The following is a 21,862-nucleotide window of genomic DNA, read 5'->3' as shown; positions in this document are numbered from 1 at the left end:
GGTCTAATTATATCCAATATGCTAGATTTTCCAGAATGATGCCACCGCCGCGCAGAATGAAGACGTACAGCTGGTTCGTCCCGCCCGCGCCGCCAGCGGACGATCCGGCGCGGCTCCACCCAGCACGCTGGAGCAGCGGGAACCGTGTGGTCAGGGACATGGTAGGCGCATACCCGGGCGTGCTAGTGCTGCACATTCTGAGCTACCTCATCGGCTCCGGCATCTCCGCGTTTGTGCCGGTGGTGGTGGGCATGATCGTGGACGGCCTGGTGGGGGAAGAAAAGTTCAACGCATGGTGGCTCTTCGCAGTATTGGTCGGCATCTTCATCATCCAGTTCATCGGCGAGGCCACCGGCGACGGCCTGGCCACAGCCTCGGTGCGCCGCGTGACCCACAACGCGCAGCAGCACCTGTCCTCGGGCGTGCTGCGCCGCGGGGCGGGAGCGATGAGCCCCGGCACCGTACTCAACACCATCGACGCGGACGCGAACACCGTCGGCCGCTACCGCGAGCTGCTGTCGTTTCCGCTCATGGCCATCGGCTACGCGGTCTGCGCGATGGTGGCGATGTGGTCGGTCTCCCCGTGGATCTCACTGGCCATCCCGGCCAGCGCGCTGATCATCGCTCTGTTCGCCGCGTGGACCGCGGGGCCGGTGACGCGGGTGTCGTTGAAGCGTCGCGCCGCGGAGGCGGATGTCGCTGGCTTGGCCACGGATGCGTCGCAAGGCATTCGCACCGTCAAAGGCCTAGGCGCGGGTGCAACCGTGGCAACACGTTTTCACGCCGAAACGGCGAAGGCGAAGCGCTTGATGCTCACGCACCTGCGTGTGGAGGTGTGGCTCGGTTTCGCCAGGTTTTGCGTGGCGTGGCTGTGCAACCTTGGCATCGTGGGCTTGAGCGCGTGGATGACGCTGCGCGGGGAGATCACCCCGGGGCAGCTGACATCCGTGGCACTGTTGGTGCAGCCTGCGTTGACCATGGCGGGCTTAGCGTTCGGCGACCTGGCCAGCGGGTGGGGCAGGGCCGTCGCGAGTGGCCAGCGCATCGAGCAGCTGCACCACGCGGGCGATGACGCGGCGGGGCCTGAGCCGACAGACACCCCGGTCCCAGGCGCGGGGCTGTGGATTCTCGAGCCGGCGGAGCGTTCCTACGCCACCGCCGCCGCGTGGGCGCAGCGCGCAGACGTGCTGTTCCCGCCGCACACCGTCAACGTGTTTGAGGGCACCATCGCAGACAACGTGAACCCGCGCGGGGATGTGCCGGAGGACGTCGTCAAGCAGGCGCTCGCCGCCGCCCACTGCCAAGACATCCTCCGCAGGCTCGGCGGTATCAACGAAGCAGGCGAGTTGCCGGACGCGCCGCTGGGGGAGGCCGGCCTGAACCTTTCCGGCGGGCAGCGCCAGCGCGTCGCGCTTGCCAGGGCGCTCGCCGCCGACCCGGAGGTGCTCATCCTGGACGACCCGACCACGGGGCTCGATTCCGTGACACAGGCGGACGTCGTGGCAGCCGTCGCCGCGCTCAGAGCAGACAAAACCACCGTGGTCATCACCGGAAACGCCGCGTGGCAGCACGCTGGAACCGAATTGGAGGTGGCGTAGATGGCGCCCGATTACGCACGCACAGACGCGGTCGCACCCGCAAGTGTGAAGGAGACCTTCGCGTACCTCTCGGCGCTGCCCAACGCGCTGGACAGACGCTGGTGGGCGGGTCTGCTGCTCATCCAGGCGCTCATCGTCGCCGTGTACACCACGCAGTCGAACCTGTTCGGGCGCAGCGTCGACCCGCTCACCGGAGGCGAGGTGCCGCTACTGGGCACCGGCACCCGCGCCTTTGTGTGGACTGTTGGACTGGCGTTGGCCTGCATGCTCGTCGAGATGTTCCTGCGCGCCCTCGGTAACTACGTGGTGGGCCTCAAGGTCGCCCGCGCGTCCATCGACTTGCGCCGTCGCTGCCTCGACGCGATCCTGCGCGCACCTGTGCCGCGGGTGATGGAGCTCGGCACCGGCAACGTGATCACACGCATGACCAAGGACATCGACGACGTCGTCCAAACCATCACCGCCATCGGCTCGCGCGTGCTCACCACCGTGTTCGTCTTTCCGATCACGTTTATCGGGCTTTTGCTTATCGACGTCCGCTTCGCCTTGATCCTGCTTTTGATCTGCATCTGCACGTACCCGTTCGCCCGCGCGGTGGTCCGCGCCATCCCGGATGCCTCCAACGCGGTGAGCGTGGCGGAGGCGCGTCGCAACGCGGTGCTGCTGGATACCGTCCGGGGCCTGCCCACGCTGCGCGCCTTCGACTTGGAGCGCTGGGCGTTGGCACGGATGCGGCGGACCTCGTGGGGCGCGGTGGAGGCGGAGATGGACCGTGTGCCCTGGTTCATCCGGCTCACAGGCATCGGCCAGGTCGCTTTCGCCGCGTGGGTGCTGCTCACGCTTGGCGTCGGCGCGTGGCTCGCGTCGGCCGGAGTTGTCACCCCGGGCCAGGCGAGCGCTGCGGTGTTCATGGTCATCCGCGCAGAGGTCATGGTGTTCAACGCGCTGTTCTTCGTCGGCGAGTTGCAGGGCGCTGCCACCGCCGTGGGTCGCGCGGTGAGCTTGGCCAAGCTCGCGGACGGACGCGACGCCACGGCCGTGCCGGCGGACCTTGCTGCACTCGTGGATGTGGAGGTGGACCACGTCTCGTTCGCCTACCCGGGCGGCGCCAACGTGCTGGAAGACCTCTCTGTCACGCTCGAGGCCGGAACAACCACCGCGCTGGTGGGCACTTCGGGCGCCGGCAAGTCCACGCTCGCCGCGCTCATTGCGGGGCTGGTGGAGCCCACAGCTGGGAGCATCCGGGTAGGGGCCGTGGAAACCTCGCAGGTCAGCGACACGTGGACCGCCAAGAACGTCACCCTGCTCACCCAGGACGTCCACCTGTTCGCCGGCACCCTGCGCGAGGACCTCTCGATGGCCGCACAGGATGCGACCGACGCGGACCTGCTGCGGGCGCTGGCAAGTGTCGGGCTCGACCCTGAAGGCACCCAGTTCGCGCGCCTGTTCCCGAAGGGGCTGGACACCGCCGTCGGCGCAGGCGCGGAGGACATACCCCCGGAGGTGGAGCAGCAGCTCGCGCTCGCACGCGTGGCGCTGTCGGGCCCGAAGGTGCTCATCCTGGACGAGGCCACAGCGGAAGCCGGCAGCGACGCCACGAACGCGCTGGAGGACGCCGCCGCGCGGATCACCGCAGACACCACGGCACTGGTGGTGGCGCACCGCCTAGACCAGGCGGCGGCCGCGGACCGGATCCTGGTCATGGACGCCGGGCGCATCATCGAGGACGGCACCCACACCGAACTCGTCGCCGCCGACGGGAGATACGCGCAACTGTTCGCTGCGTGGAGTGGCGGCGGTCACTAACTCTCCGGTAGGAATGGGGACATGACTGCAAATTATGTTTCCGACCGTTTCCCCGGCCCCGACCCGTACGCCGCGCTGGCGGACGTGCCGTCCTTCGACATCACGTCCGAGGACATCGTCGACGGCGAGCGCCTCGCCGACTCGCTGGCCGGCGACAATGCCACTAGCCCGCAGCTGTCCTGGTCCGGCGCCCCGGAGGGCACCAAGACGTACGCTGTGACCTGCTTCGACCCGGACGCGCCGACCGCCTCCGGGTTCTGGCACTGGTCCGCGTTCAACATCCCGGCTGACGTCACCGAGCTGCCCGCCGGCGCGGGCGCGAAGGACGACCTCGGCGTTGGCGCTGTGGTGCTCACCGGCGACAGCGGCGTCAAGGGCTACTACGGCGCGAACCCGCCGGCCGGCCACGGCCCGCACCGCTACCTGTTCGCCGTCCACGCGGTGGACACGGAGCTTCCCGCGGACGAGATTGCCAACCCCACCCAGCTCGGCTTCAACCTGAACTTCCACTCGCTCGGCCGGGCAATCATCTGGGGCTGGTACGAAAACCAGTAAGATTCGCCGAATGGTTCCAGTGCAACTCCGCGTCGGCGGCGCGTTCATGGGCATCGCACTCGTGCTCGTGCTCTACGCCGTGCTGGCGCTGCTTCGAGGCGACGCCGCGTTCCCCGTCACCCCGCAGGTGCTCTCCATCATCGTGGCGGTCGCCATCGTCGGCGCCTTCGCCACCTACAACACCAAGCAGGAAGGCTCACGCACCCAGGTCGGCGCGCTAATCGTGGCCGTGGTGCTCATCGGGCTCGGCTTCATCGCGCCCGACACCGAGCTGATGGCCACCACGCCGTTCTGGCTGATCGGCTGGGCGCTCGCCGCCGGCCTCTGCGCGGTGGTGCTGCGCCGCAGCGCAGCCGGACACGCTTAGAGCGCCTTCCACTCCAGCCCGCTGCCCACGGCCTGCTCGATCGAGTCCAGGCCGTGGGCTTTGATCTGCGCGGCGATCCCGCGGTGGATGCCGCGGATCCAGCCCAACCCGCCGTAGATGAACGGGGTGTAGCCCTGCAGCAGGCTCGCGCCCGCGGTGATGCGCTCCCACGCCTGCTCGGGCGTGGAGATGCCGCCGACGCTGACGAGCACCAGCTTGTCGCCGACTCGCTCGTGGAGGCGCTTGAGCACCTCAAGCGAGCGGTTCTCCAACGGGGCTCCGCTGATGCCGCCCGCGCCCATCTTCTCCACCTTGGAGGCGGGTGTTTTCAGCCCGGAGCGGGAAATGGTCGTGTTGGTGGCCACAATGCCGGCCAATTCCAGCTCGACGGCGAGGTCAGCCACGGCGTCGATGTCTTCGTCGGAAAGATCCGGCGCGATCTTCACCAGCACCGGGGTGGTGGTGGATTTCTTCACCACTTCCAGGATCGGGCGGAGTTCCTCCACCGCCTGCAGGTCGCGCAGGCCCGGCGTGTTGGGGGAGGAGACATTGACCACCAGGTAGTCCGCAAGCTGACCCAGAAGCGTCGAGGTGGCGCGGTAATCCGCCACGGCGTCCTCGGAGGTCTTGTTCTTACCGATGTTGATGCCCACCACGTCGCGGGAGCGCCGCGCGCGGAGGTTGTCGGCGACCACGAGCGCGCCCTTGTTGTTGAAACCCATCCGGTTCAAAATCGCCTTGTCCTCCGGCAGGCGGAACAGCCGCGGCGTGGGGTTGCCCGGCTGGGACTTCGGGGTCACGGTGCCCATCTCAGCGTAGCCGAAGCCGATCGCGCCCCAGGAGTCGATCGCCTCGGCGTTCTTGTCAAAGCCGGCCGCCAGCCCCAGCGGGGCGGGGAAGTCCACGCCGAAAACGGTTTGGCGCAGCACCGGGTCGTGCACGCGCACGGCCTTTTCCATCACGCGGTTGACCGGGGTGGCCAGGTGCAGCGTCTGCAGCGCGCCGCTGATGATGCCGTGGATGCGCTCCGGCGGCAGCAGGAACATGAGCTTGAGTGCGCGGTCGTAGAGCGTCATGGGTTTTTCTCCTAGTTGCTCTCGGTTTGGTCGGCGGGGGAGACGATCTGGATGCCGTCGCCGGATGCGGAGGCGGCGACCACGGTGCCGTCGTCAAGCGTAATGATGCTCTGGGCATCTGCGACGGTGGCGAAGTGCTTGCGCTTCACCGGAATGCCCTGGGAGATGTCGTAGCCGGTGGCGGTGTTGCTGGCCAGCGAGCTGACCCAGGCGAGGCGCTGCGCGGGGTCCCACGCGGCATCCCAGGGTCCTTCCGGCACCGGCGCGGACTGCTGGAGGCGGATGATGCCGTCGGTGGTGTAGACGTGGAGCTGGTTGCCGGTGGAATCCGCAGCCAGCACCAGGCCGTGCTCGCCGCCGCGCACCTTGCCCACTCCCAGGCCGACGCGCAGGGTGCCGCCTTGGCGCGAGCCGTTCCAGTCGATGTCCTGGATGGTGGTGTCGAAGCGGTTGGTTCGCACCACGGAGTCGCGCTGGCCGTCCACCTGCACCGCTTGGAGCTGATCGGTCTCGCGTGCGACGTCGATGGTGTCTTTCAGCTCTCCGCCGTCGAAGACCCACACCTTGCGCTCAGTGTCGCTGCCTGCGAGCACCTCGCCTGTCGACGCCACCGTGGCCACCGTGACCGGCTTATCCGTGGCGATAGTCTCCTCCCGGTCGCCGAAGAGCTTGATCTCGCCCGCGCAGGCAAGCGCGAAGGTGCCGGCGTTGGCGGATGCCTCGCCGCAGGATTGGTCCAGCTCGTGGCGGGCGGCCTTGCCTTGCTGGATCTCCTCGAGCGTGCCGATCGTCAGCGCGTTTTCCGTGCGGACGCCGATGCGGCCGTTCGTGACGTCCACATCGCTCACTGGCTCGAAGTCCACCACCGCGCCCGCCGGGTCCGACGACTGCGGGGACTGCACAGGCTTAGCGCTGCCCATGTTCGCAGCGGCCTCACCGCCAGCTTCCTCGATCTTGGCGGAAGGAGACGCGCCGCAGGCGCTCAGCGCCAGGGCAGCCGAGACGGCACCGGAAACTGCGGCAAAGCGGAGGCGGGAACTGGGGGCAAACAAACGAGCATTCACAAGGTCAAAGCCTAGCAACGCGCCCGTCGCGCACCGCGATGGCTAAGTAGGCGGGGTAGTGTCTTTCGCCATGACTGATCCCGCCACCACAATGTCCTGGGTTCAGGTGATCGTCCTGTCCATTGTCCAGGGCCTCACCGAGTTTCTGCCCGTGTCTTCCTCGGGCCACCTGCGCATCGTCTCCCAACTATTTTGGGGCGAAGACGCCGGCGCCAGCTTCACCGCTGTGATCCAGCTGGGCACGGAGCTGGCCGTGCTGGTGTTCTTCGCCAAAGACATCTGGCGCATCCTCACCGCCTGGTTCGCCGGCCTCGCGGACAAGTCCAAGCGGAACTTCGACTACCGCATGGGCTGGATGGTCATCGCCGGCACCATCCCGGTCGGTCTTGCGGGCGTTTTACTCAAAGACCTCATCCGCGAGAACTTCCGCAACCTCTGGATCACCGCCACAGTGCTGATCCTGTTCTCACTGGTGTTCATCCTGGCCGAGCGCCGCGGCAAAAAGACCCGCGGCTTCGAGGAACTGACTATGAAGGACGCGGTTGTGATGGGCCTGTGGCAGTGCCTGGCGCTCATCCCGGGTGTGTCGCGCTCCGGCGGCACCATCTCCGGCGGCCTGTTCCTCAATCTGGACCGCGAAGTGGCCACCCGTTTCTCCTTCCTGCTGGCCATCCCGGCAGTGCTTGCCTCCGGGCTGTTTTCCCTGCCGGACGCCTTCGACCCCCAGGCAGGCCAGGCGGCAAGCGGGCTGCAGCTGCTCGTCGGCTCCGGCATCGGGTTTGTGGTCGGCTACATCTCCATTGCCTGGCTGCTGAAGTTCGTGTCCAACCACTCGTTCGCGTGGTTCGCCGCCTACCGCATTCCGCTGGGCCTTCTCGTGATGGCGCTGCTCGGCACTGGCGTGATGGCCGCCTAGTTGTAGGGTTGTCCGCATGCATGCATGGCCCGACCCGTCCGTACCCGCAGTCGCTGGCACCCCGGTGCCGCTGAAGCTCTTCGACACCGCCGATCAGCGCGTCAAGGAAGTAGACACCACCCCGGATGCGAACGGGGAGGTGGGGATGTACGTCTGCGGCATCACCCCGTACGACTCCACCCACCTCGGCCACGCCGCGACCTACCTCACCTTCGACCTGGCGCAGCGCCAGCTGCTCGCCAACGGCCACAAGGTCCACTACGTGCAGAACATCACCGACGTGGACGACCCGCTGTTCGAGCGCGCAGAGCGCGACGGCGTGGACTGGCGCGAACTCGGCACCAGCCAGATCAACTTGTTCCGCAGCGACATGGAGATCCTGTCCGTGATCCCGCCGTGCGACTACATCGGCGCGATGGAGTCAGTCGACGAGGTGATCGCAATGGTGCAGCAGCTTCTCGACGCCGGCGCGGCCTACGAGCTCGACCAGGGCGACATTTACGCCTCCATCGACGCCACCGAGCAGTTCGGCTACGAGTCCAACTTGGACCGCGCCACAATGGAGGAGTACTTCGCGGAACGTGGCGGCGACCCGGACCGCGAAGGCAAGCGCGACCCGCTGGACGCGCTGGTGTGGCGCGGCCACCGCGAGGGCGAGCCCGCCTGGGACTCGCCGTTCGGCCCGGGCCGGCCGGGCTGGCACGTCGAGTGCTCCGCGATTGCCACCAACCGCCTGGGCAGCCACTTCGCCATCCAGGGCGGCGGATCTGACCTGGCATTTCCGCACCACGAGTTCTCCGCGGCCCACGCTGAGGCCGCGCTAAAGGTCGAGCGCATGGCCGGGCACTACGTCCACGCCGGCATGATCGCCCTCGACGGGGTGAAGATGTCCAAGTCCCTGGGCAACCTCGTGTTCGTGCACAAGCTCTCGGAGGCAGGCCACGACCCGTCGGCAATCCGCCTGGCCGTTTTTTCCGGCCACTACCGCGAGGACCGGGACTTCTCCGACGCGATCCTGGCTGAGGCCGAGGAGCGCCTCGCGCGTTGGCGCGAGCAGCTCGCCGGCGAGGTGAGCGAGGCGGGGGCGACGGATGTCGTCGATAAGCTTCGCGCAATTCTTGCGGACGATTTGAACACCCCGGAGGCACTTTCGCTTCTCGACGGCGCGGCAGGCGACTGCAATCAGATCATCGCCACCGCCCTCGACGGGCTGCTCGGGGTGCGCATTTAACGCGTCTCACGCACAATGGGGCGCATGAGCGCACCTGCGGACAACTCGATTCGGGCCCAGTTTCAGCCCGAGGTAGACGAATTCATCGACGACCTGACCACTTTCGCCACCGGTTCCTACCTGCAGGATGAGGACAAGGAACTGTGGGAAGAGCCCTTCGACCCGGCGGTGCTGCCGGATTTGAAGAAGCTCCTGGAGATGTTCCTGGACGCCCTCGACCTGCTCGGCGACGACCCTGAGGGCGATGCGCTGGTGAAGGTCGTCGCGCCGTTCTACGAGAACCTCGAGGCGTTCAACGAGAAGCACGCCAACGCGGTGCTCGAGCCGGAGGAGAAGGCCGACATCGAGACCCTGGTGTTCCGCGCGGCGGCCGCCACCGGCGCCACGGACGAGGCTCTCAACGAGCTTCCGGAACTTGAGTAGGCCCAAGGCCGTCCTCTGGGACATGGACGGCACCCTCATCGACACCGAACCGCTGTGGGGCAAGGCCACCTTCGAGCTCGGCGAGCTGCTGGGCCGCCCGCTCACCCCGGAGGTGCGCGCTAAAACTATCGGCGGCAGCTTCCCCAACACCTTGAGCGTGGTGGCCGAGTGGGCGGGCTACGAGCTTAAAGACGGCGACCTGGAGCGCTACCGCACCTGGATGTTCTACCTGCAGGTTGTGGGATGTTCACCGGGGAGTAACCGAGTTATCCACAGTTTTTCGGTCTCCCGTTGCCGGCGCCGTAGGCAGTGCCAAAGATGGGGGCCATGAACGAAACGTACATTCTCATCGCTGCCCACGAACCCGCCCACGCCGACGTGCTCCACATCGCCGCCGCCACGGGCCACGAGGTGGTGGAAACAACGGACCCCCTGGAGATACGGCGCCACTACCGGCGCGCTTTCGCCGTCCTCATCGACGCCGAGTGCGCCGAGTGCGTAGCCGATCAGCCCCGTCGGCCGCGGGTATTTGTGGTGGCACCCGATCCCGGCCCACCTGATTACCAGCGCGCCCTCGCCCTCCATGCCGAGGCGGCCTGCACCGTTCCTTCGATGTCCTACGACATCGTCGAGGCGCTGAGCGCTACTCCGGCCCGGCCGTCTGCCACCGGTGAGGTCATCGGCGTGCTGGGGGCCTGCGGCGGGGCTGGCTCCTCCACGCTGGCCTGCGCGCTTGCGCTGAGTTCCTCCTCGCCTTCCTTGCTTGTCGACGCCGTCCCCTTCTCCGGGGGACTGGACCTCCTGCTCGGTGCCGAAGAACAGGAGGGAAAACGGTGGGCCGATGTCCACGTCGAGGGCCACGTTCCGGCGGCTGAACTCCGGGCCGCGCTGCCACACGTGGCGGACACGGCGATCCTCACCTGCGACAGGGGAGGGGTGGCACCGGCTCCGAGTGTGGAGGACATCGTCGCCATCATCGAGTGCCACCGCTCCGACTCCTCCGGAGCCCTCACCGTGGTCGACCTCCCAGCGTGGGGTGACACCGCCCGCCAGCTCGTCGGCGCCCTCGACCGCGTATATCTCGTGGTGCCGGCGGAAGTGCGGGCCGTGGCGGCGGGGACGGCGATAAGCAGGGCGGTGCGCACCGAACTCGGGGTGGTGGTGCGTTACCGGCAGTGGTCGGGGCTCAGCGCACATGAGGTGGAAAACCTGGTGAAGCTTCCCGTGGTGGCGGAGATCCCCCACGTGCGGGGGCTCGCCAAAACCGTGGAGACCCGCGGGATGCGCACCGTCCCCCGGCAGCTCAAGGCCGTGGCCGAACGCCTGGAAGGGGCCCGACGTGGCTAGCGTGGTGGACAAGCTCCAGGAAGCGCTGGCAGTCAACCCAGATCTCACCCCCACCCAGCTCGCACAGCTCGCGCGTGGGGAGGCGGGGATCGTCTCCGATCAGCAGGTGTTGGCGCTCCTGCAGCGTGTGCGCAACAGGGTGGAGGGAATCGGCATCCTGGAGCAACTAGTACGGCCCGGGGTGACCGATATCGTGGTCAATGGGCCACACTCGGTGTGGGTCGACCGGGGTCGGGGGATGGAACCGGTGCCGGGGGTGAGCTTTGATTCCGACGCGGAGGTTCGCCAGTTGGCCACGAGGCTCGCCCACGCGGCAGGCCACCGGCTCGATGATGCGGTCCCGTTTGTGGGTGGGCACCTGGCGCGCCCCGATGGTCTCAGCATTCGCCTCCACGCGATGCTCGCCCCACCGTCGTGCTCGGGGACGCTCATCAGCCTGCGCATGTTACAGGGGGCCTCGGCGAGGCTCGACGCGCTCGGACTCAACGCTGATGTGGCTGCCGTGTTGCGCAACATTGTGCTGGCCCGGCGGTCGGTTCTGGTCACAGGTGGAACCGGGACGGGAAAGACAACGCTGCTTTCGGCTCTCCTTGCCGAGGTGCCACGCGACGAGCGGGTGATCTGCATCGAAGACACCGCCGAGCTGCATCCACCGCACCCGCACGTGCTGAGCCTTGCCACGCGTGGCGCAAATTCCGAGGGCTGCGGCGAAATCACCATGTCTGACCTGTTAAAGCAGGCGCTGCGGATGCGTCCGGATCGGATTGTTGTGGGGGAGATCCGGGGCAAAGAGGTGGTTGACCTCCTGGCGGCCCTCAACACGGGCCACGATGGCGGCGCCGGCACCGTGCACGCTAACTCGTTGGAGGAAGTCCCGGCCCGGATGGAGGCCCTCGGCGCGTTGGGTGGGCTTGATGCCCGGGCGCTGCACACCCAGCTTGCAGCGGCCATCGACGTGGTCATTCACATGGCGCGGACACCGGCGGGGCGGGTAGTGCACCAGATCGGCACGGTGGAGGGCCCACCGCCCGTCACCACCCGTGTGCTGTGGGAGGATGGCGTGCCACAACAGGGGTGGGAGGAGTTCGTGTGCTCGCTATCGCGGTAGCCCTCATCATTCTCGGTGTTTCCCCGCGCCACAGGCTTGCGCCCGGGGATGCGGCGCCGAACAAGCGGCTCGTGCCGATCGTGTGCACCGTTGTGGCCGTCATCGCAGCTCTGCTCATCAGGCGGGTGAGCGCTATCGTGGCGATCGTTGTGCTGGTGGGCGTGGGGCTGCGGGTGGGCCTGGTTGTGCGCGCGGTTCGCACGCGCACCCGCACAAAGGAGAACGTTACTCGGGACGTGGGGCAGCTGGCGGGGACGCTGCGCACGGGGGCGCTGTACAGGCCGGAGGATGCTCCCGACGAGCCGCGTGTGGTGGCCCTGGGCCGGGTGGCGCAGACGTATGGCGTGCCACTGGCGGGACTCTTGGAGAGTGTCCAGGCCACCATGGACCGTGAGCTGCAACACCAGAAGCAGACCGTCGCCCAGCTGCAGGGGCCGATTACCACGGCGGCGATCCTCACGGCCTTGCCCATCATCGGCATCGTGATGGGAGGGGCGCTGGGGGCCGATTCCATCCACTACCTCCTTGGCGGTGGGACAGGCGGGCTGGTTCTTGTCGGCGGAGTGGTGTGCATTGCCGCGGGCATCGAATGGTCGGTGCGGATCATCACGGGGGCCATGTGATGCTCGTTCCCGTTGTCCTCATCCTTATCGCGGCCCACCTTGCCACCGCCCCTCCCGCCTGGCGGCTATCCCAGCGCACCCCCTGGCTTTCCCGCGGCCGGGCCCGCGACGGTCCCGACGTTTGCGGCGCGACTTGCGGTCCCGGAGCAGGCGGCGCCACTTGCGGACCCGGAGCCCGCGACGGGTCCCTCAGCGTCGTCACCGACGTGGAGTTGTTCTGCGCGTGCCTTGAGGCGGGACTCACCCACGAGCAGGCTGCTCACGCTGTGGGAGTCTGCGGGGGAGACACGGCCTGGCTTGCGGTATCCGCTTTTCTCGCCGTCGGGGTTGATCCTGACACCGCGTGGGAGCCGGTACGAGCGCTACCCGGATGTGCGGACATCGCATCGCTTGCCAGCGCCTCAACACGCACGGGTGCTTCCATTGTCGCCGGATGCAGGCGAGTTGCTGACAAACTCACGCAACGTGCCGCCGACGAGAGGACTGCCGCGACAGAGCGGGCCGGAGTCCTCATTGCCTTGCCGCTAACCACCTGCTTCCTTCCAGCGTTCTTCCTGCTCGGCCTCGTGCCCGTGCTGGTGTCGTTGGGGGCGCAATTCTTCTAACTCTTTCACTCACATTTCTTCCAGAAAGGAAAACTCATGTTCATCACTCACATCCGCCAGTTGCTCGCAAACGATGAGGGGATGTCCAGCGTCGAATACGCGCTGGGCACACTCGCCGCGGCGGCACTGGCCGGCATCCTGTACACCGTCGTCACCGGCGACAGCGTCAGCGGAGCCATCGAAAATCTCTTCACAGAAGCCCTCCGCAGCAGGTCATAGCCGTGGCCGACGATGAGGGGGCTGTCACCGTGGAAGCCGCGTTTGCGCTGACCGCAATAATCGTGGTGGTGGGGATCATTGTGGCGGGAATCGGGGCGCTTGTCGCATCCCTTGTTGCCACCGATGTTGCTGCCGCCGCGGCGAGGGCGTACGCCATCGGGGTGGACTACAGCCCGCCACGGGGAACGGTCGAGGTGACGGATGCCGGGGGACTGGCCACGGCTACCGCCACCATCCCCTCACCGCTCGGGGAGATTTCATCAACCGCCGTCTTCACCGTGGAGGGCCACAATCGTGCGGGATGACCGTGGCTATGCCACCGTGTTAGCTGCCGGGGTCATAGTTGCGCTCGTGGCACTCGTATCCGTGGTGGTGTACGGGTCGCAGCTCCTCTGGGACGATCACCGGGCTCAGGTCGCCGCGGATGCGGCGGCCCTGGCCGGGGCGTACGAGGCGTACGTGGGCCGTGATGGATGCGCTGCTGCCCGCACCATCGCATCCCGCAACGGGGGTACTGTGACTGAATGCATAGTCAGGGGTGGCGATGTCACGGTTGCGACGCGCGTGGGAGGTAGACAAGCGCTCTCAACGGCCGGCCCAACTCGCTGAGAAAATGCTGTGAGGTGGAAAAACGATGTTTTTGTACGCTGTTGGAGAACATGACAATAAATGGTTGACAAAAGTCAAATCGCCACTATGGTTGGGGGTAGTAGAAAGGTAGATAAGCGGACATTGAGAATACTTGAGTAACGCATCTGCTACCCCCGCTACAAAAGCACAGATGAACAGATAAAGGAGACATATCATGGCTGATTTCCCACGTTGGAATCCATTCGCAGAACTCGTACCGCTGCAGCGCGTATTCTTCGGTGACGATTGGGGTCCCGCGCACCGCGGTGACTGGCCGGCCCCGCGCCGCGGAGTAGAAAGCCCCACCACGGACGTCTACACCTCCGGCGACAAGGTCGTTGTTGAGGCGCACCTGCCCAACTTCTCTAAGGACGATATCGATCTGGACCTCGACGGTCGGGTCCTCACCATTAGCGCGTCCCGCCACTCCCGCGAGGAGGATAAGGAACGCAACTATGTGATTAGGGAATCCTCCGAGAGCTTCCGCCGGAGCGTCACGCTTCCGGAGGGTGTCAATACCGACGATATTCAGGCCTCGCTGGATAACGGCGTTCTCACCGTCACGGTTCCTACGCCGCAGGTGGCGGAGTCTAGGAGGAAGATTGAGATCACGGGTGGCGATTCCGCGCTGGAGACCATCGAGTCCGATGAGGACGAGGCTAAGTAACAACAAATAAAACGTAGTGGCGCTTGCCTGGCTAAAAGCCGTAGGCGCTGCGAAACAGGCTGGGTACTGATTATTCGGTACCCAGTTTTTGTTGTTTACCTTCACAGAGGAAGTAAAAACCGGTTTTAATAAGAAATAATGACATGTCCATGCAATAATTAAAACTAAAACAATCTTAATAGAAAAAAATTAAGGCGCTTTTTCTTTTGGGTAAACCTTGTTGTCACCGTTTGTTCACCACTTCATAGTGGAATTTTTTCCTGAATGTTTCTTGAATCCGATTTGCAACTAGATAAGAACACTCGGAAAGGCCCATAATGAAAAGACCGATGAAGTCGCTCCTAGCAGCGGCAGCAAGCACTTCTCTTTTCGCTGCTTTTGCTGTCGCTGGCGTAACAGTAGCTAGCGCACAAGATGACTCCCTTTCCCAGGGTGGCCCCTCCACTACGTGTGTGACTACCAATCCTGACGGCAGCCCCCGCGCCCCGCATCCCGGTGATTGCGCGCAGTTTGGCAAGGCTGGTCAGGGGCGCAGCGACGCGAAGGCGAAGAACGTTATTCTGCTCATCGGCGATGGCATGGGTCAGCAAGAGATTACCCTGGCCAGAAACTACCTTCACGGTGCCGGCGGCCGGTTCGAAGGCATTGATAATTTTGTCGCTACCGGTGCTTACACCCACCACTCGGTGAACAAGGACGGCTCCATCAACTACGTGACGGATTCGGCGGCATCGGCAACCGGGTGGTCAACGGGCACCAAGACATACAACGGCGCGATTGGCGTTGATATCGAGGGAAAACCGGTGGAAAATTTGATGGAAATGGCGAAGAAGGCCGGGATGCGCACCGGTAACGTCACCACCTCAGAAATTCAGGATGCGACGCCAGCAGCCGCTGCGACTCACTCGGTTAATCGCAAATGTTACGGGCCGGATGAATCACAAAACGGTGAGGGATGCAAGGGAGAAGCTTTTGACCCGCAGTTCAGGGAGCACGGCGGGCTGGGATCCATTTCCGAGCAGATTGTCGATTTTCGTGCCGATGTCACGCTTGGCGGTGGCGCCAAATCCTTTGGGCAAAAGGTGAAGGAGTCCGGCCCCGGGAGAAACCCCTTTGTGGACAACACGATGCAGTGGGAAGCCGGGAAAACCGTGCTAGAAAATGCCAAGGAGGCAGGATTTACCATTGTGCGCACCGCAAAGGAACTCGATGCGGTGAAGGAAGCCAACCAAGATGCCCCCGTCCTTGGCCTGTTCAACAACGGCAACATGACCACGCGGTTTGCTGATCTTCGTCCCTCCGAGCACGGCTCTCAGGAGGCCCCGCACGAGTGCACCACCCAGGATACTGGGGAGGAACCCGAGCTTAAGGACATGGCCGCCAAGGCTATCGAGCTTCTCGACGATCCTTCGTCAGACAAAGGCTTTTACCTTCAGGTTGAGTCAGCATCCATTGATAAGCGCAATCATTCGGCGGACTTGTGCGGTGTCATTGGTGAGACCGACCGTCTCGATGAGACGGTGAAGGCGGCGTTAGACTTCGCAAAACAGGATGGAAATACGCTCGTGTTGCTCAGCGCCGATCACGCGCACTCCGCGCAGATCCTTTACGATGCCACGGATTCAGTGTCTGCTACGTCGCGTGTGAAAACAGCCGACGGTGTGGGCATGACTGTCGGCTGGGGCACACTGCCCATGGATACGATTCTCAATGATCCGAAGATGTCCACGCAGCACACCGGATCCCAACTGCGCATTGCCGCGTACGGCCCGGGTGCTGAAAACGTGATCGGTCAGACGGACCAGACGGATACGTTCTTCACCATGGCGAATGCCCTCAAACTCGGCGATTGGGAGCCTGCGAAGGCAAATAACAAAAACCAGGTGGATGTGGCCAAGGCGCGACCAGCGGTTAATGCAAGGGACAACTGTTACCTCGTCACCCAGGATTCCTCTAAGGCCGGCAACTGTGCCCAGTTCGGTGCGGAAGGGGAAGGCCTGGATGATTCCAAAGCCAAAAACGTGGTGTTCATGATCGCCGACGGCACCGGTGATTCGGAGATCACTTCTGCCAGGGATTACCTTGTGGGAGCTTCAGGCCGTCTGCCTGGAGTGGACAACATGGCCTTCACCGGTTCGGCTACTACTTACCCGCTGGAGGCCAAAACCGGCTTGCCTGGTCTTGTCACCGATTCGGCGGCATCCGCAACGGCCTGGAACGCGGGCGTAAAAACGTACAACGGCGCGATCGGCGTGGACCTCGCCGGCAACCCCGTCCCGCTCCTGTCGGAGCTAGCCCGTAAGAAGGGGATGAAGGTGGGCAACGTCACTACCGCTGAGATCGAGGATGCCACTCCTGCTGCCTTCGCCACACATGCTCTCAACCGTAAGTGCTACGGCCCGGAGGCTGACAAGAACAAGTCCTCCTGCCAGGGGGAGGACATGTCCAGCCAGTACCGCGAAAACGGTGGGCTCGGCTCAATCTCCGAGCAGCTCGTTGATTTCCGTGCCGATGTCACCCTTGGCGGTGGCTCCAAGGCCTTTGACCAAGTAGTGCAAAAGGGTGGCACGTGGGGTGGCCAGAAATGGGAAGAAGGCAAGACCGTCCTTGAGAACGCCAAGGACCAGGGCTACCAAGTTGTTACCACCGGTGACGAGCTAGATGCCGTGACTAGCGCCAATACCGATAAACCGGTGCTCGGTCTTTTCTCCGAGGGGAACTTCCCGCGTCACAACGAACAATCCATCCCCGAGTTGGATGGAGCTGTTGCTCCTGCCGTGGACTGCGTCGCCAACCCGGAGCGTCCCTCGACGATCCCGGAGCTTGCGGACCTCACCACCAAGTCGCTGGACCTGCTCAAAAACGATAACGGATTCCTCCTCCAGGTGGAAGGTGCCTCTGTGGACAAGGCGGGGCATGATGCTGATTTCTGCGGCCAGGTCGGCGAGTTTGACGAGTTTGATAAAGCTGTCCAGGCAGTCCGTGAGTGGGTGAAGAAGACCGGCGAACCCACCCTCATCATCACAACGGCAGACCACGCCCACACCTCTCAGATCACCGCGCCCGGTAAGAACACGTCCGGTCGCACCATCAAGGTGCATGGCCAAGAAGGCTCGGATATAGTGATTAACTACGCCACCGCGCCTTCCAACGATGAAAAGGTCGCCCTGGGTGGCCAGACCCACACCGGCACGCAGATGAGGGTTTCTGCCGAAGGCCCCGGTGCCGCCAACGTGCTTGGTCAGCTGGACCAGACGGACATCGCTTTCGTTGCGGCTAACGCCTTAGGCCTTGACTTAGTAGGCGCTCCTGAGACAATTGATCTCACTCCACAGTGGGATAAGGACGCTCGCTTTGGAAAGACTTCGGCAGGCACGAGCAGCTGGATGCATTGGGGCCTTGGTCTCGCCGGTCTGGCTATTTTGGTCGCGATTGGCTACGTTGCTTACCGCTCTACCAAGCGCGACAGCGGAGTCATTGCCGATGAGCCCCATGCACTAGCTGAGTCCTAGTCCCAAAAATATGAAAGTGGCACTTCAAGGATGAAAAGCGATTCCACGGGTATCCAGACGATGACGGCAGCTTCCATCGTGGCAAGCCTCGGCATCATTTTGGCAGTCATGGCCGTGTCCGGGCAGGCGAACAACTACCTGCAGCCGGCCTTCCGCCCATGGATCCTTGCCACAGGCCTGGCGCTTCTCGGGCTGGCTTTGTGGACCCTATGGGAACTGGCATTTCACTTGCCTTCCGCAAGCGCCGACAACCCAATGCGCCCGTCAGTGTGGATGCTGTTAGTCCCGCTCATGCTCGCGACACTGTCCGCACCGGATCCGCTTGGGGCTGCTGTGATGGGCTCCACTGCGGTTGGTGGTGCAGCGGGGACGACAAGTGCCTCCACGGCTAGGCAGACGCAGCAGCGACAGATGACAAGAGTTGGCAGAAATGCTGACGGCACCATCGCTTACCCGCCACTCGGCGAGGATACCAACGAGGTAACGCTGGAAGAGCTCGCACAGCGCTTCACTTTCGGGTCAAAACCTGAACTGGAAGGGAAAACCGTGCGGGTGGTCGGCTTTGTCACCCCTGCCGGCGATGGAGGTTGGCGCGTGTCCCGGTTCAAAATCTACTGTTGTGCCGCAGACGCGATCCCTTACATGGCGAACATCGCGGATGCTCCAGCACCGCCCGTTGATACATGGGTCGACCTAGTAGGAACCGTGGACACGCGTACCTCCCCGGACAATCCAGTGATCCACGTAACCCAATTGAAAACTATCCCTCAACCAAAGATTCCCTACCTATGAGCGCGCACACACATCTGGCGGACACTAATTCTGACCAGGATCGGTCTCAAATTTTGGATCATACCCATGGAGGTCGCGCCCAGGACGCGCCAGAGCGGGCGATTGGATGGTCCTTTACGTTTGCGATGCTCGCCGCAGTCATCGCTTTGCTCCTCCTCACAATCGTGCGTGGCCCAGTGCTTTCGCTGAACGGAACGGTGGAGGCATGGGCCTCAATTACCGTGGCGATCGTCATGCAGGCCGTTCCGTTTCTGGTGTTTGGCGTTATCGTCTCCGGCGCCATTTCCGCTTTTGTGCCAGATTCGTTTCTGCGCCACATCACACCGGATAACCCCTTCTTTGCAGTACCTGCTGCTGCAGGAGCAGGATTCTTGCTGCCGGGATGTGAATGCGCCTCGGTGCCGGTTGCCCAATCGCTCATGCGGCGCAATATTCCCACCGCCGCAGCACTCACCTTCCTCTTGGCCTCGCCCGCCATCAACCCCGTCGTGTTGGTGTCCACCGCGGTAGCTTTCCAAGGACACCCGAAAATGGTGTTGGGCCGCCTTGCGGCCTCCATCATCGCCGCGATCATCGTGGGCTGGGGGTGGATCATCCTCGGCGGGAAAATCCCCATGTCACACATTCATGCTCACAGTCACGCTGGCAGAAATAAGTGGGACGCGTTTCGTGCCTCCGCGCTGCATGACCTCATGAATGCCGGAGGATACCTGTCTATGGGAGCGATGGTTGCGGCTCTCATCAAGGTGACCGTGCCAAAGGCGTGGTTCGACACTGTGAACGAGCACCAAGTGGTCGCCTGCCTCATCATGGGCATTCTCGCGGTTGTTTTGTCACTGTGCTCGGAAGCTGACGCCTTCATTGCTGCCTCGTTCACGCATGTGAGTCCCGTGGCCCAGCTCGTTTTCCTCGTCGTTGGGCCGATGGTGGACATCAAGCTGTTCTTCATGCAATACGGGGCCTGGGGCAAGGGATTCGTTGTGCGTTTTGCGCCCAGTGTTTTTACTGTGGCCACTCTTGTGGGAATAGCAGTGGGGTTCGTCCTCTTCGCGGTGTGACGATTGAGGCTTACGCCGGCTTGCGGAGGATGCTCAGCAGTCTCAGTGCGCCGTCCTTGCTCAGAGGTTCGTTGGCGTTGCCACACTTGGGGGAGATGATGCACTTGGGGCAGCCCGCCTCGCACGGGCAGGACTCGATGGTGTCGTACGTGGCCCGGATCCAGTCGTCGAAAAGCTCGAACCCACAGTCCGCAAAGCCGGCCCCGCCGGGGTAGCCGTCGTACACAAACACTGTGGGCAGCATCGTGTCGGGGTGATCGGCGGTGGACAACCCACCCAGATCCCACCGGTCGCACGTGGCGATGAGGGGGAGAATCCCGATGGCGGCGTGTTCGGCGGCGTGGAGCGCGCCGGGCCAGTCAGTGGGCGTGAGACCCACGGCCTCCAGGAGGGTCGGATCGATGGTGTACGTCACCGCGCGGGTGGTGAGTACGTCGGGAGGCAGGTGGAGCGCTTCCTGGCTCAGAATCTCACCGGAGCGATGCCTCCGAATAAACCCGGTGACTTGCTCGGTCACCTCCACCTCATTGAGCTGCACCGAAATGCCGGGTGAGGTGCGTTCGTCCACCGTATTCAGGATCGTGATGTCCGTGTTCGAGAGTGTCATGGTGGAGTAATCCGGGCGGGCGGGGCTGACCAGGGCAATGTCCTCCACGAGCTCGTCGCTCACGTACGTGCGCCCCTGGTGGAGGTAGATGGCGCCGGGGTGCAGCTCGGACTTGGCCCGCTTCTCGTCGATGGTCCCCAGCAACCGTCCGTCTTGCTTGTCGACGATCGTGACCTGGTCGCCGGTACCGCGAAGGTGGACGTCTCGGTGTGGTTGTAACCCAGGTTGCGGGTAAAAAAGACCGTTACCTCGTTGTACCAGGCCCTTCGGTGTGTACTCGCCGATTTCCTCCGCGGTCAGCGGTTTTTCCGCGGCTGCGCAGGCAAGATGGGGCTCCACCACGTAGGGGTTGGACGGATTGAAAGTAAAGCGCTCAATCGGTGTATCCAGGAGCGCCGCCGGGTGGTGGACCAGGTACTGGTCCAGTGGCTCCTTGCGGGCCACAAACACGGACAGGGAACCCTGGCCACGGCGCCCAGCCCGGCCCGCCTGTTGCGTGTAGGAGGCGATCGTGCCCGGGAAGCCGGCGGTGACGACGGTATCGAGGCCGCCCACGTCGATGCCTAGCTCCAGGGCGTTGGTGGTGGCGAGCCCCACGAGTTCGCCGGTATCCAGCTGGCGTTCCAGCCTGCGGCGGTCCTCGGCGAGGTACCCGGCCCGGTAGGCGGCCACCCGCCGGGCCTCGTCCATTCGTCCTGCCTGCAGCAGCTGCTCGCCGCACTGCATCGCGACCGTTTCGGCGGCCCGCCTGGACCTCACAAACGTGAGGGTGCGCAGCCCCTCGGTAAGCAGCACCGACATGATGTGGGCCGCTTCCGTTGTGGCCGACGTGTCCTCCGCCGGTGTCCACAGGATAGTGGTGCGTTCCCCGCGTGGGGCACAGTCGCGGGAGACCGCGAGCACCTCTTCTCCCAGCAGGCGGGCCGCGTGCGCGCCCGGGTCGGCGGAGGTGGCGGAGGCAGCGATGAACACGGGGTGGGCCCCGTAGTGGTGGAGCAGGCGCTTGAACCGCCAGATCACCTGCGCCATGTGAGCCCCGAAGACGCCACGGTAGGAATGGCACTCGTCAATCACCACGTAGGAAAGCCGGCGCAGGAACCTGGCCCACCGGGAATGATCGGGCAAAATCGCCTGGTGGAGCATGTCCGGGTTGGTGAAGATGAAGCGACTCATCTCCCGCACTGCGTGGCGTACCTCCTGGGGTGTATCGCCGTCGTAGGCGTTGGGGTTGACTCCGCGGATGCCGGAGCCGGTGATGATCGCGTTGACGCTGCGGATCTGGTCCGTGGCCAGCGCCTTGGTGGGGGTGAGGTAGAGGGCGGTGGAGCCGCGTTCCTTAGCCATCTCGGTAAGGATGGGCAGCAGGTAGGCGAGCGATTTTCCGGAACTTGTCCCGGTGGAGAGCACGACGTTGTCGCCGTCGTGGGCCGCCGTTGCGGCGATCGCCTGGTGCTCGAACAGCTGGGTGATTCCTCGGTCAGCGAGGAACGCATGTAGGCCCGGGTCGACCCAGTCCGGGTACGGCGCAAACCGGGCGGGCCGGGGTGGGGTGATCCGGAGGTGCTCGATGTGCTCCTCCCCCAGGGCGGTGGCTAGTTGTTCTGCGATTTCTTCGCCAAACCTCACAGAATGTCCTCCATGTCTTACAATCTACACAC

The 21,862-nt window shown here is 64.3% G+C and carries 21 protein-coding genes and 2 pseudogenes; 20 read left to right on the top strand and 3 right to left on the bottom strand.

Annotated elements, in window-relative coordinates; genetic code table 11:
• Positions 1–35: 35 nt before the first annotated feature.
• The 5 genes and pseudogenes from tetA to HMPREF1219_RS11490 all read left to right on the top strand — a co-directional run bounded on the left by tetA (position 36) and on the right by HMPREF1219_RS11490 (position 4,326).
• A complete protein-coding gene (gene tetA / locus HMPREF1219_RS11505; protein WP_346426105.1) occupies positions 36–1,598 on the top strand; it encodes a tetracycline efflux ABC transporter TetAB subunit A in 1,563 nt (520 codons plus the stop codon).
• Positions 1,599–2,485: pseudogene (locus HMPREF1219_RS13465) on the top strand (ABC transporter transmembrane domain-containing protein); the annotation flags it as partial.
• A 219-nt stretch (positions 2,486–2,704) separates the two neighbouring features.
• Positions 2,705–3,404 (top strand): annotated as a pseudogene (locus tag HMPREF1219_RS13460) (ATP-binding cassette domain-containing protein); the annotation flags it as partial.
• A gap of 21 nt (positions 3,405–3,425) precedes the next feature.
• Positions 3,426–3,959 (top strand): YbhB/YbcL family Raf kinase inhibitor-like protein, encoded by a 534-nt coding sequence (locus HMPREF1219_RS11495; protein WP_005390941.1) that lies wholly within the window; start codon positions 3,426–3,428, stop codon positions 3,957–3,959.
• Between the two features lie 10 nt (positions 3,960–3,969).
• On the top strand, positions 3,970–4,326 hold the full coding sequence (locus HMPREF1219_RS11490) for a hypothetical protein (protein WP_005390939.1): 357 nt from the start codon (positions 3,970–3,972) through the stop codon (positions 4,324–4,326).
• On the opposite strand, the gene HMPREF1219_RS11485 is transcribed toward HMPREF1219_RS11490, so the two are convergent.
• The gene (locus HMPREF1219_RS11485) at positions 4,323–5,402 is read right to left on the bottom strand and encodes a quinone-dependent dihydroorotate dehydrogenase (RefSeq protein WP_005390938.1); all 1,080 of its coding nucleotides are present in this window, start codon (positions 5,400–5,402) and stop codon (positions 4,323–4,325) included. The two genes, HMPREF1219_RS11490 and HMPREF1219_RS11485, sit on opposite strands and share 4 nt — an antisense overlap.
• Before the next feature lie 11 nt (positions 5,403–5,413).
• Positions 5,414–6,466 (bottom strand): YncE family protein, encoded by a 1,053-nt coding sequence (locus HMPREF1219_RS11480; protein WP_011116971.1) that lies wholly within the window; start codon positions 6,464–6,466, stop codon positions 5,414–5,416.
• A 70-nt stretch (positions 6,467–6,536) separates the two neighbouring features.
• On the opposite strand from HMPREF1219_RS11480, the gene HMPREF1219_RS11475 reads away from it, so the two are divergent.
• From HMPREF1219_RS11475 to HMPREF1219_RS11405, 15 genes are all read left to right on the top strand, one after another.
• Entirely contained in the window at positions 6,537–7,382 is an 846-nt protein-coding gene (locus HMPREF1219_RS11475) for an undecaprenyl-diphosphate phosphatase (RefSeq protein ID WP_005396288.1), read from the top strand.
• A 16-nt stretch (positions 7,383–7,398) separates the two neighbouring features.
• Entirely contained in the window at positions 7,399–8,613 is a 1,215-nt protein-coding gene (gene mshC, locus HMPREF1219_RS11470; RefSeq protein ID WP_005390932.1) for a cysteine--1-D-myo-inosityl 2-amino-2-deoxy-alpha-D-glucopyranoside ligase, read from the top strand.
• 24 nt (positions 8,614–8,637) lie between these two features.
• Complete coding sequence (locus HMPREF1219_RS11465; RefSeq protein ID WP_034989679.1) at positions 8,638–9,036, top strand: hypothetical protein; 399 nt, start codon at positions 8,638–8,640, stop codon at positions 9,034–9,036.
• Positions 9,029–9,367 (top strand): HAD family hydrolase, encoded by a 339-nt coding sequence (locus tag HMPREF1219_RS13310; protein ID WP_245554468.1) that lies wholly within the window; start codon positions 9,029–9,031, stop codon positions 9,365–9,367. Before HMPREF1219_RS11465 ends, HMPREF1219_RS13310 begins: the two co-directional genes overlap by 8 nt.
• Positions 9,364–10,383, top strand: coding sequence for a septum site-determining protein Ssd (ssd, locus tag HMPREF1219_RS11455; protein ID WP_016459099.1), 1,020 nt, complete (start codon positions 9,364–9,366; stop codon positions 10,381–10,383). The genes HMPREF1219_RS13310 and ssd overlap by 4 nt, the downstream gene beginning before the upstream one ends.
• On the top strand, positions 10,376–11,491 hold the full coding sequence (locus HMPREF1219_RS11450; RefSeq protein WP_016459098.1) for a TadA family conjugal transfer-associated ATPase: 1,116 nt from the start codon (positions 10,376–10,378) through the stop codon (positions 11,489–11,491). Before ssd ends, HMPREF1219_RS11450 begins: the two co-directional genes overlap by 8 nt.
• Positions 11,473–12,114, top strand: a complete 642-nt coding sequence (locus tag HMPREF1219_RS11445; RefSeq protein ID WP_016459097.1) for a hypothetical protein — start codon at positions 11,473–11,475, stop codon at positions 12,112–12,114. The genes HMPREF1219_RS11450 and HMPREF1219_RS11445 overlap by 19 nt, the downstream gene beginning before the upstream one ends.
• Positions 12,114–12,719, top strand: a complete 606-nt coding sequence (locus tag HMPREF1219_RS11440; protein WP_016459096.1) for a type II secretion system F family protein — start codon at positions 12,114–12,116, stop codon at positions 12,717–12,719. The genes HMPREF1219_RS11445 and HMPREF1219_RS11440 overlap by 1 nt, the downstream gene beginning before the upstream one ends.
• Before the next feature lie 36 nt (positions 12,720–12,755).
• Positions 12,756–12,938, top strand: a complete 183-nt coding sequence (locus HMPREF1219_RS11435) for a DUF4244 domain-containing protein (protein ID WP_016459095.1) — start codon at positions 12,756–12,758, stop codon at positions 12,936–12,938.
• Positions 12,939–12,940: 2 nt separating this feature from the next.
• Complete coding sequence (locus HMPREF1219_RS11430; RefSeq protein ID WP_016459094.1) at positions 12,941–13,243, top strand: hypothetical protein; 303 nt, start codon at positions 12,941–12,943, stop codon at positions 13,241–13,243.
• Entirely contained in the window at positions 13,140–13,547 is a 408-nt protein-coding gene (locus HMPREF1219_RS11425; protein WP_245554467.1) for an Rv3654c family TadE-like protein, read from the top strand. Before HMPREF1219_RS11430 ends, HMPREF1219_RS11425 begins: the two co-directional genes overlap by 104 nt.
• Positions 13,548–13,743: 196 nt before the next feature.
• The gene (locus HMPREF1219_RS11420; protein ID WP_016459092.1) at positions 13,744–14,235 is read left to right on the top strand and encodes an Hsp20/alpha crystallin family protein; all 492 of its coding nucleotides are present in this window, start codon (positions 13,744–13,746) and stop codon (positions 14,233–14,235) included.
• Positions 14,236–14,552: 317 nt separating this feature from the next.
• Positions 14,553–17,747: an alkaline phosphatase gene (gene phoA / locus HMPREF1219_RS13455; RefSeq protein WP_016459091.1), complete on the top strand. Its 3,195-nt coding sequence runs from the start codon at positions 14,553–14,555 to the stop codon at positions 17,745–17,747.
• 30 nt (positions 17,748–17,777) lie between these two features.
• Complete coding sequence (locus HMPREF1219_RS11410) at positions 17,778–18,539, top strand: TIGR03943 family putative permease subunit (protein ID WP_016459090.1); 762 nt, start codon at positions 17,778–17,780, stop codon at positions 18,537–18,539.
• 125 nt (positions 18,540–18,664) lie between these two features.
• Positions 18,665–19,597, top strand: a complete 933-nt coding sequence (locus HMPREF1219_RS11405; RefSeq protein WP_040427798.1) for a permease — start codon at positions 18,665–18,667, stop codon at positions 19,595–19,597.
• Between the two features lie 10 nt (positions 19,598–19,607).
• On the opposite strand, the gene HMPREF1219_RS11400 is transcribed toward HMPREF1219_RS11405, so the two are convergent.
• Entirely contained in the window at positions 19,608–21,830 is a 2,223-nt protein-coding gene (locus HMPREF1219_RS11400) for a DEAD/DEAH box helicase (protein ID WP_016459088.1), read from the bottom strand.
• Between the last annotated feature and the right edge of the window lie 32 nt (positions 21,831–21,862).

Origin of the sequence: Corynebacterium pyruviciproducens ATCC BAA-1742 (assembly GCF_000411375.1) — a bacterium.
Classification (GTDB): domain Bacteria; phylum Actinomycetota; class Actinomycetes; order Mycobacteriales; family Mycobacteriaceae; genus Corynebacterium; species Corynebacterium pyruviciproducens.
This window is presented reverse-complemented; position numbering and strand designations above follow the sequence as displayed.